The sequence below is a fragment of the Nocardia sp. CA-151230 genome (assembly GCF_050942175.1).
In the GTDB taxonomy this organism is placed as follows: Bacteria; Actinomycetota; Actinomycetes; order Mycobacteriales; family Mycobacteriaceae; genus Nocardia.
Map to the genome: position 1 here is coordinate 3829369 of NZ_CP192061.1, position 11746 is coordinate 3841114.

Annotated in this window: 12 protein-coding genes and 1 pseudogene; 8 read left to right on the plus strand and 5 right to left on the minus strand. The window is 65.1% G+C overall.

Translation table 11 applies throughout. The features are described 5' to 3' along the window. Positions 1 to 41 precede the first annotated feature (41 nt). From ACQP1O_RS17940 to ACQP1O_RS17950, 3 genes are all read left to right on the plus strand, one after another. Positions 42 to 353 carry a hypothetical protein gene (locus tag ACQP1O_RS17940; protein WP_433566899.1) on the plus strand — a complete coding sequence of 104 codons (312 nt, stop codon included), beginning with the start codon at positions 42 to 44 and terminating at the stop codon, positions 351 to 353. Between the two features lie 211 nt (positions 354 to 564). Then, the gene (locus ACQP1O_RS17945) at positions 565 to 1113 is read left to right on the plus strand and encodes an Rv1733c family protein (RefSeq protein WP_433567717.1); all 549 of its coding nucleotides are present in this window, start codon (positions 565 to 567) and stop codon (positions 1111 to 1113) included. 168 nt (positions 1114 to 1281) lie between these two features. Beyond that, entirely contained in the window at positions 1282 to 1737 is a 456-nt protein-coding gene (locus tag ACQP1O_RS17950) for a pyridoxamine 5'-phosphate oxidase family protein (protein WP_433566900.1), read from the plus strand. Between the two features lie 1642 nt (positions 1738 to 3379). On the opposite strand, the gene ACQP1O_RS17955 is transcribed toward ACQP1O_RS17950, so the two are convergent. Continuing rightward, positions 3380 to 4411 (minus strand): ABC transporter substrate-binding protein, encoded by a 1032-nt coding sequence (locus tag ACQP1O_RS17955; protein WP_433566901.1) that lies wholly within the window; start codon positions 4409 to 4411, stop codon positions 3380 to 3382. A gap of 185 nt (positions 4412 to 4596) precedes the next feature. Here ACQP1O_RS17955 and ACQP1O_RS17960 point away from each other — a divergent pair, with 185 nt between their 5' ends. Together ACQP1O_RS17960 and ACQP1O_RS17965 are read left to right on the plus strand one after the other, a co-directional pair. Continuing rightward, complete coding sequence (locus ACQP1O_RS17960) at positions 4597 to 5394, plus strand: SDR family NAD(P)-dependent oxidoreductase (RefSeq protein ID WP_433566902.1); 798 nt, start codon at positions 4597 to 4599, stop codon at positions 5392 to 5394. A 331-nt stretch (positions 5395 to 5725) separates the two neighbouring features. Next, complete coding sequence (locus tag ACQP1O_RS17965; RefSeq protein WP_433566903.1) at positions 5726 to 6127, plus strand: hypothetical protein; 402 nt, start codon at positions 5726 to 5728, stop codon at positions 6125 to 6127. Here ACQP1O_RS17965 and ACQP1O_RS17970 read toward each other — a convergent pair. Further along, entirely contained in the window at positions 6085 to 6858 is a 774-nt protein-coding gene (locus ACQP1O_RS17970) for a transposase family protein (RefSeq protein ID WP_433566709.1), read from the minus strand. The genes ACQP1O_RS17965 and ACQP1O_RS17970 overlap by 43 nt on opposite strands. Before the next feature lie 132 nt (positions 6859 to 6990). On the opposite strand from ACQP1O_RS17970, the gene ACQP1O_RS17975 reads away from it, so the two are divergent. The 3 genes from ACQP1O_RS17975 (at position 6991) to ACQP1O_RS17985 (ending at position 9303) form a co-directional block, all read left to right on the plus strand. After that, positions 6991 to 7659, plus strand: a complete 669-nt coding sequence (locus ACQP1O_RS17975; protein ID WP_433566904.1) for an MFS transporter — start codon at positions 6991 to 6993, stop codon at positions 7657 to 7659. 55 nt (positions 7660 to 7714) lie between these two features. Continuing rightward, positions 7715 to 8326, plus strand: coding sequence for a hypothetical protein (locus ACQP1O_RS17980; protein ID WP_433566905.1), 612 nt, complete (start codon positions 7715 to 7717; stop codon positions 8324 to 8326). Positions 8327 to 9030: 704 nt separating this feature from the next. Next, positions 9031 to 9303, plus strand: a complete 273-nt coding sequence (locus tag ACQP1O_RS17985) for a hypothetical protein (protein WP_433566906.1) — start codon at positions 9031 to 9033, stop codon at positions 9301 to 9303. Positions 9304 to 9468: 165 nt separating this feature from the next. Here ACQP1O_RS17985 and ACQP1O_RS17990 read toward each other — a convergent pair whose 3' ends face one another. The 3 genes and pseudogenes from ACQP1O_RS17990 to ACQP1O_RS18000 form a co-directional block, all read right to left on the minus strand. Next, complete coding sequence (locus ACQP1O_RS17990; protein WP_433566907.1) at positions 9469 to 10359, minus strand: alpha/beta fold hydrolase; 891 nt, start codon at positions 10357 to 10359, stop codon at positions 9469 to 9471. 789 nt (positions 10360 to 11148) lie between these two features. Then, entirely contained in the window at positions 11149 to 11424 is a 276-nt protein-coding gene (locus ACQP1O_RS17995; RefSeq protein WP_433567718.1) for a DUF4190 domain-containing protein, read from the minus strand. A gap of 6 nt (positions 11425 to 11430) precedes the next feature. Next, positions 11431 to 11616: pseudogene (locus tag ACQP1O_RS18000) on the minus strand (DUF1707 SHOCT-like domain-containing protein); the annotation flags it as partial. Positions 11617 to 11746 lie beyond the last annotated feature (130 nt).

The window sequence follows — 11746 nt, forward strand, 5'->3', positions numbered from 1 at the left end:
CGTTCAACAGCTGGGACGAGCGAGACCCCGTCGGATATTGAGTGGACCGCAATGTCCCGCTGCTCGCGGTCGGCGCGAGCGAGATCTATTTGATGTGGCGCGAGGCTGGCCGAACCGGCGACCCTGCCTTCCGCTTCCTGTCCGATGCCGTGGCCGCTTCGTTCACCTGCTACCTCCCGGTGATTCTGTTCGCCTGCAAGATCCCGCAGTTCGGTCTGCTCGTGATCCCCGAAACCGTCGCCTCTCTGGCCATGGCAGCCGGCGTCTGCCGCGACTTCTTTCGAGGAACGCCCGATCTGGTCGACTTCGAGCCGGTGTCGGAAGCAGCTGTTTCGCAGGCTGGAGTCGAATGAGATCGCTGGCACTGCGCCGGGCCGGTAATCCCATCTTCTGAGGCCGAGGACCCGAGGTGAACGGGACCTTCGTCTCTGGGGCGCGGCGGCGCGCGGCGGGATGCTCATCTCATCACCGTGGCCAGGAGGAATCATGGTCGACACGGCAGTCCGAGGTCTGAGGAGACTGGCAGTGACGTCGAATGACAGTCTGTCGCTACGTATTTGGCGTATGAGGCCGTGGAGCAGGAATCCGCTGATGCGCGGATCGGATCGCTGTGAATCGGTGCTCCGGGCGGCGCTCGTCGTGCTGGTCGTGCTGATGCTGCCGGTCGCGGGTGCGATCGGCACCGTCACCTACACGCATTCGGCAGCGGTGATCGAAGCCGACAACGCGGCAATGACCCAGGTGCCGGCGACGGTCACGGGTAAGGCGTCGTTGGCGTCGGCGGTAACTCCTTACCGGCAGGACCACTACGAGACTCCGGTGCAGTGGACGCGCGACGATACTGGCGTGACCGGCACCGCGACGCTGGACGCACCGACCCCGGTCGGATCCGTGGTGACGGTTTGGCTGGGGCGCGACGGCAAGCCGGGTGATGGACCGGTGAATCCGGAGTCCGCCGCATTCGAAGGAATCGGGACGGGCCTTACGGTCTGGCTGCTCACGTGCGTGATCGGGATCGGACTGCTGTGTTGCGTGGATCTGGTGCTGACCGTAGTCCGGAATCTGGGCTGGGAAGCCGAATGGCGGCATCTGAGCCCGGCCATCGAAACCTGAATTCGCGGTCGGCGTATGTCGGCGGCCGGGACGAACTGCATTTGGACGAAGGTCGAGTTGTTCGCGCGGCCAAGGACGTTCGGCCCTGGTTGCCGACCCTCGATCGATGGTCACATGGACCCGAGCGACCGAGAATGCGAAGCCGTACGAGAAAGGGGGTGTCGCGTCATGCGTGGGACCATCCGGAGTGTCGTCGATATAGCGCGGCCCGAGGCGCTGCGCCTGCTGGCCGGCGTGCCCTTCGGTCGGGTCGTATTCACCCGCGAGGCCATGCCCGCGATACGCCCGGTGAACCACTTCGTCGAAAACGGTGAAATCATCATCGTGCGAACCACATTGACGTCGCGACTGACTTCCGAGGTCCGGGCCTACACCAACGTGGTCGTCGCCTATGAGGCCGACGACATCGATCCCGTCACCCAACTGGGCTGGTCGGTCGTCGTCACTGGCATCGCCCGCACGGTCGCCGACCCGCGACGTGTCGCGCACTATGAAACGCTCCTACGGCCGTGGGCTGACGGTGTGACGGACACGATTGTGGCCATCGAGCCGACGCTGGTCACTGGAGTGCGGCTGGTCGAGAGGATTGCAGAGCTGCCGGAGGCTCGGCAAGAGGCGTGCTGAGCCGCGCCCAGCATTGATGTGTCCGTTCTGCATTCGAGCTGTCGACCGGAAGATCGACGCACCGGCGGGCCACAGGTTCCCGAACGAACGATCAGTACAAGCGGCTTGCCTCGATGCCGGTGCACAGGCGACGTGCCGATCAAACCTGGGCTGTCCCTCGGCGGGTACGCCACAACCGAGCCGAGCGCGAACCGCCCGGACCTGCAGCCCAACCGTAAAACCCTACCTACCAGCGGATTACGCCATATCCGTCGGTTTTGCGCGGTCCCGGGTTTTTCGCGCGGTTCGGAACCCCTGGTGTACAGAGCAGGTGGTGTGGAGTCTTTCGACTCTGCTGCGGGGGTGGGTGCGCCCAGCAGCCTGGAACCGTGATCATGATCGGTGACCCGGTGGAGCCGACGCGGACGATCGATGCCCCGGTGTTCGACCTGACGGTCGAGCGGTTGTGTATCGAGCTCGGCTCTGGCACTTCGCGGCAGCGGGTGGAATCGGTGCTGCGAGGGTGTCCTGGCCGATCTGGCCGGCAGTCCGGTGGGAGCGATGCCCGAACTGAGCGAACGCCTTGCCAGGCAACGGCTTTCCGGGACAGCAACAGTATCGGTGTGCCGCCTGCTGTCGTTGGCGGGGATGGCCGCACGTCTCGGCGGCGATGCGAGTGTCGGAGCGCGGATCGTAGGGTGTCGGCTGCACGCGAGGGGACAGGATGCGTTGTGTGTCAGTACTGTTCGGCGGTCGCCACCGAGGCGGATCGGATGGCAATTGTCGATGCTGATCGCGCCGTGGGTGGCGTAGCGGCTGTGGAACAACGCCGGTCGGCGTGGATGTCGACTCCGGACGGCGGTGAATTCGTCGATCACCGTGTCGGCGTCCATCCCTCGGCCGGCCAGGATCGCGTTGTCGGTGACCACGGCGAAGCTGTGACCGTCACGGTTGGCGCGAGCGCCTGCTCTCAGTGCGGCGACGTCGGCAGCGGCACCGCCCGGCCCGCTGCTACGACCCTGACCTCGAACAACGCAGCGCCGACGGATTCTTGCGTTGAGTTGCGGCAACTCCCGGGTGGGAGTCGGCGGTAGTACTTGATCGTTGCGCTCGGGACTCCACTTGCCCCAACCCATCCCAGTTCCGGCAGACCAGGCAGCGCACTCGGCCAGCTCCGGGCGTCCGGCGGTGGCACCTTTTTCCCGCGAGGCAACAACGGCTCCAACCGCGCCCACTGGGCATCGGTCAGATCTGTCTCGCCCCGCCACCGCTACTCTGGCCACGAGGTCTCCGGCACTGTTCAGGTTTGCTTGGTCGCTAACCCGAAATACCGCAGACCTCACCCATATGCCAACGCAGGCAACAACTTCCACCAAACATGCAGATGTGGTGGCACCGCACAGCGGTGCCACCCCATCACAGACTTCGATACAGAACCTAGGCGATAGCCCTCAAGATGCTGGCAGTCCCACACGACTACCGATGAGCCAGGGCGGCCGCCGGTGGTGCGGCCGCGGGCGCTTCGAGGCTCTTGACGTACCAGCGGTTGGAAAACGATCGGCGCGGATGTCGGGCCGCGCGGGGTTCTCGCGCGGATTCTTTTGCGAGATCGCCTGTCTAGGGGACGGATCTCTGGTTTCCGTCCCTCGCCCTGACCGTGTGGTCAGCTGCCCTGTGGGGCCAGGGTGTTGAACTTGTTGGTGAAGAACTTGCTCGGATCGAGCTTGTCGTGGATCGCGCCGGTGTCCTGCAGCCAGCTCTCCCAGCGGGTGAAGTCCTGGGCCGAGACCGCGCCGTAGGGGGTGGGAATGCCCACCGAGAGCCAGTACTTCAGCGTGGCGGTGGTTTCACCCGGTCGATGCCGGCCCTCGATGATTTTCGTGAACTCGGCGATCACCTGATCGCGTGGTGTGGTGCGCTCCCATTCGATGGCCTTGGCGATGCCGGTGGTGAAGGCGCGCACAGCATCCGGGCTCTTGTTGATGAAGTCGTTGCGGAAGACGTACGGTCCGCCGTTGAACGGGTCGTACTCGGTGATCTCGGTGAACACCGGGCGCAGGCCGCCGACGGCGAGCGCGCGCTGCTGGAACTGCCCGCCCAGCGCGGCCGCGTCGATCTGGCCCTTCCGCAGCGCGTCCTCGATGTTCGGCGGCGGAAGTGGTACCAGCTGAACGGATTTGATCTGGTCGGGGGTGGCGCCGGCCTTCTTCAGCGCGTCGTGGATGTCGGCCTCGTTCTGACCGCCGAGGGTGTTGACACCGATTTTTTTGCCGATCAGATCGCTGGCCGAGTGGATCGGGCTGTTGTCGGCCACGTAGTACCCGGTGAAGGACTTCTCGTCCGCGCCGTACTCGTTGATCACTGCGGTGACCTGCGCGCCCGCGTTGATCAACTTGGCGACCGCGCCCGCGAACGCCCCGCCGAAATCGACCTGCCCGGTCGCGGCGGACTGGATCTCCTGCGGGCCGCTGATGGTGTTGCCCACCCATTCCAGCTTCACCTTGCCGTCGAAGAAGCCCTCCGCCTCGGCCAATTCCGGCAGGGTCACCTGATCCGACCAGCCCAGATACCGCAGCACCGTCGCACCGTTCTCGGTGCGGGCCGTATCGCTCTTGCCGCAACCGGTCAGCAGCGAGCCTGTCACCGCCGCCAGGGCGGACCAAACCAGCGCGGTACGAAGATGTTTGGGCCTCATGGATTTTCCTCCGATCGAGCGACACACGGTGACCCGCACGGTGTGTGCCGACAGATGGTAGGGCCGTGCCGAAGGGAATTGCCCTGTTCGAACCGCCCTGATTGCAATTGCCGGCGGCGGCGAATTCGGATCAGCCCGAGCGGGATCGGTGCCGATCCGAGGCCCTGCTGATTACCCTCGGCCCGGTGAATCTGGATCTCGAGGGAAAACGCGCGATCGTCACCGGCGGCAGCCGCGGCATCGGATTGGCGGTGGCGCGCGGGCTCGCGGCCGAGGGCGCGGATGTGGTGATCGCCGCCCGGACCGCCGAAACGCTGGAGGCCGCCGCGCGCGCCGTGGCCACGGAATCGGGCCGGCGCGTGATCGCGGTGCCGACCGACACCGGCGACGACGAGCAGGTGCGGGAACTGGTGCGGCGCACCGTGTCCGAGCTCGGCGGCGTCGATATTCTCGTGAACGCGGCCGCGACGCCGTGGAGCGCGGGCGCGCCCGCCGACCTGGCGGCGACCGGTGACGACATCGTCCGGCGCGAGGTGGAGATCAAGGTGCTCGGGTATCTGCGCACCGCCCGCGCCGTCGCGCCGCACCTGGTGGAGCAGGGCTGGGGCCGGATCATCAATATCAGCGGACTCGGTGCCCGCCAGGCCAATTCGATAGCCCAGACCATCCGCAACGTCGGAGTCTCGGCATTGACCAAGAACCTGGCCGACGAACTGGGGCCGCACGGCGTCAATGTCACCGTGGTGCATCCCGGACTCACCCGGACCGAGCGGCTCACCGAGCGCTTGGCGGTGGACTCCGCGCGCACCGGCCGGCCGGTGGCCGAGCTGGAGCAGGAGGCGGCGCGAAACTCGCTGCGGCGCATCATCGACGCCGAGGAGCTGGCGCACGTGGTGACGTTCCTGGCGTCACCGCGCGCGGTCGCCATCACCGGGGACGCCATCGCCGCGGGCGGCGGGGTGCCGGGCCCGGTCTACTACTGACCACGGGGCCGGGTGCTGCCCGGCCACCGTGGCGGTCTCGCGTGCGCGGGTTCACCCGCGCGTGCGGGAGTTCACCGAACGTCCTGCTTTGCGGCATACCGCGCTGATCGAAGCTGCCAATCTGGATACCGCTGGTGATCGATCGCCTACGGATTGATCCGGGACCTGTTGCCCTGGAAGTACATTCCGCTGGGGCTGGGGGTCACGGCGACCGGTATCGGTTTCGCGGCGGTGGGCGGTCCACTCGTCGGCGGATTTCTCGTCGACAGTTTTCAGCTGGCGTGCGGTGTTCTGGTGCTTGGGCGGTTTCAGTCTGCTGATGATGCCCCTGGTGGTGACCGTCGTTCCCGAATCGAAGCTCCGGGTCCGTGATCACATCGACATGGTCGGTGCCGCACTGCTTTCCAGTGGCTCGTGTCTAGTGCTCGTCTATCTCAACAAGGGACAGGACTGGGGCTGGGGTAGAGCGACGACCCTGGCCTGGCTGGTTGGCGGAATCGCGTTGTTGGCACTGTTCTTCCTGGTCGAGATGCGATCGGCTCGGCCCATCATGGATATGGCATTGCTGTTCCAGCCACGGGTGAGTCTGGTGCTGCTGGCCGGTTTGCTCGCATCGTTCTACAACGGCGTGCATTCATTCGCCGTCGACTATATGGCGCAGTCACCAAGCGCGGCAACAGTGAGCCTTTTTCATCCTTGGTTGGCTTCGAGTTCGCGGTTCTGGAGTGCGTGAATCGCTTTGGCGAGCTGTCCGGCCCTGTGCGGGCAGCTGCGTAGCTTCCGCAGCACCTTCCAGCTCTTGAGCTGGGCGTTGGCGCGTTCACCGGGGGCACGCAGTTTCGCATGGGCTCGGTTGGCCTGCTTCTGGGATTCGGGCTTGTCGCGTCCCTTGTAGGGAGTGAGCAGGCCACCGACACCGTGATATCCCTTATCCGCCAGCACGATCCATCCGCTGCGCTCGAGTTCGGCCACGATCTGCCAGATCCAGGCGGCTTTCGTATCGTGCACGCTGCCGGGCAACGCACCCGACACCCACACGATGTCCCCGCTGGGTGTGGCGAGGACCTGCACATTCATGCCGTGGTGGCGGTGTTTTCCCGAATAGTAGGGCCGGTCAGCGGCCACCCGGTCGATCGGGATCAGCGTGCCGTCCAGAATCAGATAGGCGTGCCCGTCGGCTTTCGCCTTCTTCAGCGCCGAGCGCAGCTTCGGGGCTCGCTCTGCCAGCAGTTCCACGGTCTCGCCGACGTATCGCCATGCGGTGGTCGTCGAGATGTCGAACCCGGCACCGAGATCGGCGTAGGTTTCGGCTTTGCGCAGGTGGGCCAGCACGAGCAGGGCTTGGCGGGCCGGGTCGAGCTTGCGCCAGGCCGAGCCGATCGTGCGGCGGTGCCGGCGGATCAGCCCGGCGACGAAGTGGAGGGTCCGACGTGACAACGCCAGCGCGGAACGGTAGAACAGCAACGGAAGCCCTTGGGGTACAGCGAGTCTTGGTCGACAGCCGTCCTACCAAGGGCTTCCCCATATCCGGCACAGGCGCGCCGTCACCAGTTCCGTTGCCTACCAACAACATCCAGTCAGGATGAAAAAGGCTCAGTGTCCGCGGGTATCCAGCATGCAACGATTGCGCGAATTCAGCAATCCGGCGGACCGGCTCCCTCACCCGGGGAAGTCGGAGTATCTCTGAACCCGACCTATACCTATGGCGACGGGTTCACGCTGCTGCAGTTCGCGACGCACGTTCAATTGATCCAGGCGGTGCTGTCAATGATCTTCGGGGCAGCAGCCGGTGGCGTGGCTCGTAAGCTCGGGGCCCGGCTGCCACTTGTCTACGCCCTGGCGCTCTTTGCTGCCTCCGCTGCGTGTTTCGCGCTCTTCGCCCACTCATGGGTGACGTTTTTCTGGCTGAATATTGCCTTCGGCATCGGTTTTGGTCTCTATCACGCGTCCATGCCTATCCTGATGGTCGAGGGCGTTCCCCCAGAACAGCAGGGCATCAGCCTGGGCATGCTCGGCATCATGCAGAGCATGGGCATGGCCGTCGGAGTCGCGGTTGTCACGGTCTTTCTCCGAGCCCACCCCGTCACCGCCGACGTCGTCGTCAACGGACACTCGCCCACCACAAAGGTTTTGGCGGGCGTATTCAGCGATTCCGGTTACGAGCTGGGCTTCTGGTTCTCCGCGGCAACCGCGGCGATCGCGTTGGTGATCGCCCTGATCATGCGGCACGGCCGCAATCCCGCCACCGGCGGCGCGGCGCATTGAGCCGCTCCCGCTGACCGATCTGTCCCCCTCCCGGAAGAAGATGAGGAATATCCAAATGAAGTTCAAGATGGTTGCCGTCGCCGCCCTGGCCATTGGCGCTCTGACCGTATCCGCGGGCGTCGGTACCGCCGAGCCCGTGGATCCAGCTACCGCCACGGCGGCGACCGGGGTGAATTACCACGCCACGAATACCGGTGCAGCGGCGGTCATTACGATTGATGCGGGAACCATGGTGGTCGAGGACAACACGTTCAAGATCAAGGCCGATGACGGCACCGTTCTAGCGGGAGTCCCACTGTCGGTCCGCATCGACGATATCGATTACCCCGTCGCAGCAGACATTGTCGGCGGCACCGCGACCCTGACACCGGTGGCTCTGCCGTACCAGGACGAGGCACCCTGGCGTACTCGCTACGAACGTGAACAAGCAGCGTTCTCCCGTGCCTCACTTCAAATCACGAGCGCCACAGCGGCCGGAGCCGCCCTCGGCACCGCGATTGGTGGGGCTGTTGGTTGCATAGCCGGCGCGTTCGCCGGAGCGGTCGTCACCGGAATCCTGGCGACTCTCTTCGGCGCGGGCCCGCTCGCGGGTTGTCTTGCGGGCATCCCCATCGGTGTCGGGCTCGGTGCCTTCGGTGGCGCGCCCCGGTCGCCATCGCCTCGGTAATCCAGTACTTCACAACGATGAACGAGCCGTTCACCCCGAACGTCTCTGGCAAATAACGGAACCGACGGGACTCGGTTGCGGCGCATCCGAGTCCCGTCGGCGTTGCCGCGGCCGAGACTCGAAGGAACTTGGTCGACAGCCTCCGCGCCAAGGCGCGAGCCGCCGAATGGATGACTGAGCTCGTCTGGCGTGGACGAAGGTCCTGTACCGAGCTGGCCACCTAACCTGACGACGAAGACCCCGTCCGGATCGCTGATCTAGACGGGGTCGGTGTCCCCCAGGGCGAACTCGCCGGTTCTTCATCCGACCGCATCTCGGCGACGGCGTCGACGGGAGCCAGCGCGAGCAGGACCTCGGTGGTGAACCGGCCACTGCGAATCGGTTCGGCCAGCGGGGAATTGAGGAAGACGAACGGGTTGCGGTACAGCTCCGTGCACAGCGCCAACGCCAGCACGCCCGCGCGACGACCTCCACGGTGTCCTCAGGCAACGGCGGCACACACGCGCGGCCCGCCAGTTTGGACAGCTCCCCGACGACCGCGACGGCGTCGGCCCTGCTGTGGTGGCGCAGACCCCTCGGCATTGTCTATGGGCCTTCGTGGCATTCCTCGCGCGCGGTCGACCTCTGCGTACACCGCCGCCGCGAGTTGAGAATCCAGCCCGCCCGGTGAGACCGGGCACCGGGCAGGGATTCGGAGGTGCGCCATGACAGCAACCCCACGCGAACCGCATGTCGGCTGGGTGAAATCGGCAACGGCGTTGGGCTGCTGCTGGTTTCTGTCGAGCAGGGTTAGCGCAGCTGGCGGCACCTGGGACCGTGCGGCAGAGATTGAAGCCACGCTCGGCGAACTCATCAGCTCGGGACAGTTGGTGGCCGGGCAATCCCTACTGCCCGGCTTCGAACAGCTCCCGGCCGCGTTCGTGGACTCATTCTCCAACGGCCGCCCAGGCAAGGTCATTATCGACCTCACGGCGTAGCGTCGCCATCAGGTTCCCGAGTCTGGCAGATAGGGCATCGCAACACCACCCGGTGCGAGCGACGCTCGTATGCGAGCGTCGTGTCAGGGGTTGCTGGCGGGCGTCAGCCGGATTGGTTGACGGCACCACCCGCAACGACGTCAACCACCCGGTTCTGTCGCTAGTTCAACCTTCGCCGTCGCGTTGCGGCGCCCATTCCCGGATCGCGGCGATGATCTGCTCGGGCGCGTCTTCCTGGATGTAGTGGCCCGCGCCCTCCAGGATTACGGTGCGATGCTGGGGAAAGACCCGCTCCCAGCGGCGACGCTCCGGTTCGCGGAACGCCACATCTTTCGTCGGCCACACCAGCAACGCGGGCTTGTTCCCCAGGGCGGGCAGCCCTCGTTCGATCTCGGCGAGAAACGGTCGGCTGCCGAGGATTTCGCGAGGGAACACGTGCATCGGACGCCTCGACTCGGACGTCGGGAACGGCCCACGGTAGGCGTCCATCACCGACTCCGATAGCTTCCGGCGCCGGACACCGAGCGGTATGAGCCTCTCGACGAAGAAGTTTCGACGCAGAATCAGGTAGCCGCCGATCGGACCGCCCAGCGTCCGAGAGAACACCTGCGTTCCCAGATCCGATTTCGGCCAGGCCCACGTATTGCCGATCACGAACGCGGCGAACCGATCCGGATGCCGGGTCGCGACCGCGAACCCGATCGGTCCGCCCCAATCCTGCACCATGAGCGTCACGCCCGACAGGTCGAGCTCGGTGACGAATCGCTCGACGACTGTCGCGTGCTCGGCGGGCGTGAAACCGTATTCAGGGCCCGGGCGTGAGAGGCCGAACCCGGGGTAATCCAAAGCGATGCAGCGAAATTGGGCGCTGAGATTGGTGATCAACTCACGGTAGAGAAACGACCAGGTGGGGTTACCGTGCAGAAGTAGCAGGGGTGGACCGTTGCCTTCGTCCACGTAATGGACGCGAGCGCCGGCCAGGTCGAGATAGCGGTGCCCGAAGGGGTATGAGTCTCGGGGCACCCAGGACGGAATTGCCGGTGTGTCTTCGGACATGTCGACCTCCTCGGGCGAAGCATACGGAGTAGCTGCTGCGGATCGCATTCGCGAAACACCTACCCGACCGGATTGACCACCATTGAACGGACTGCAAGCTAAAAACCAGCCGCCGCAAACAACGCAGGATGTGTTCGGAAACTTCGAACATGTCTTTACAGCGCCGCCTCCTCCGAGGCCGATCCCGCCGGCCCAACCTGGCTGGCGCTACTGACGGCTCCAGACTCTGGGGCAAACCCGATGTCGACTCGATGCCCGAGCCGCGACAAAAATCCGGCATTGCCGCATGCCGCGCTGTTCGGAACGGCCAGGCCGCGGTCAGTCGAACGCACCCTCACACCGATTTTCGTGCGATTTTCGGCCGATCACCCAGCAGCACTCCAGATCTACGACGAACTGCTTGCCGATCTGAGATAGAAGCCGGTTCTGCGGGTCACCGACCGAACAGCCGGTCCAGCTGAGGAGCCGGGGTGTCTTGACGGAGCTGGTGGTCAGCCTCGGCAGCGCGGGCTCGCTGGCCACGTTCGTTCAGATCGTTCAGCTCTGGCTCGGGCGCGATCGCCAGCGGTCGCTGACGGTCACCATTCTCGATGGTGAACCACGCAAAGTGATCACGATTTCGGGTGGGAATATCTCCATCGACACGGTCAACAGGGCGCTGGGCCGGCGGACGACACGGTCGGCGCAAACGGTGGCGAGCTCGCGACGAACAACGAGCCCGAGGGGGAACAAGACTCTGCCGCATCCACATCCGACGATGCCGCGGCCATTGACGACTAGGTTGTGTCTTCAGCGAAAGAACACCCAGGCGAAGATCGTCATCCACATCACGCCTACGGCCAGCCCAGCGATGGCGAAGCCCTTGTCCTCGCGCCGTTCCCCGTCGGTCAGGGCGACCAGTCCGAGAATCACGGCCGGGACCGCGGTCAGCCCGCAGACGAATCCGAGCACCCCCAGGACGAACGAGGTGATCCCCATGCCCTTGGAGCGAGGCACGGACGGGGTGTACGGCGAATACTGCGGCACGGTCGGATACAACGGGAAACCGGCACGTTGCCAAGGCAAACCAGTCATGATCCGATCGAGTTCGGAGCAAGTCCGCGCGTTGAGCGCTCGGCCTATTCGCTCCGACAACTCCTCGACGGTGAGCCGCCCGGCCTGAAAATTCTGTTTCAGCGCCGCGATCGCCTGCTCTCGATCGGCGTCACTTGCGAGGTAATACGCTGCCGTCCAGTGAGGTTCCATCTGGTTCTCCATCGAACCCGAAGCCGAATAACTCTGTCTTCGAGCGTATTCCTCCGACGCGGCGCAGAGTCCGAATGGAGATGGGCGACACAGAAGTCGGGGCCGGACCTCGCCGCAGCACTGATCTGCTGGCAACGACTCA

What these genes read in the sequence shown, in the direction of transcription:
- ACQP1O_RS17985 (WP_433566906.1), top strand. Translation starts at nt 9,031, where the DNA reads ATGACAGCAACCCCACGCGAACCGCATGTCGGCTGGGTGAAATCGGCA.
- ACQP1O_RS17990 (WP_433566907.1), bottom strand. Translation starts at nt 10,359, where the DNA reads ATGTCCGAAGACACACCGGCAATTCCGTCCTGGGTGCCCCGAGACTCA.
- ACQP1O_RS17955 (WP_433566901.1), bottom strand. Translation starts at nt 4,411, where the DNA reads ATGAGGCCCAAACATCTTCGTACCGCGCTGGTTTGGTCCGCCCTGGCG.
- ACQP1O_RS17950 (WP_433566900.1), top strand. Translation starts at nt 1,282, where the DNA reads ATGCGTGGGACCATCCGGAGTGTCGTCGATATAGCGCGGCCCGAGGCG.
- ACQP1O_RS17945 (WP_433567717.1), top strand. Translation starts at nt 565, where the DNA reads ATGAGGCCGTGGAGCAGGAATCCGCTGATGCGCGGATCGGATCGCTGT.
- ACQP1O_RS17980 (WP_433566905.1), top strand. Translation starts at nt 7,715, where the DNA reads ATGAAGTTCAAGATGGTTGCCGTCGCCGCCCTGGCCATTGGCGCTCTG.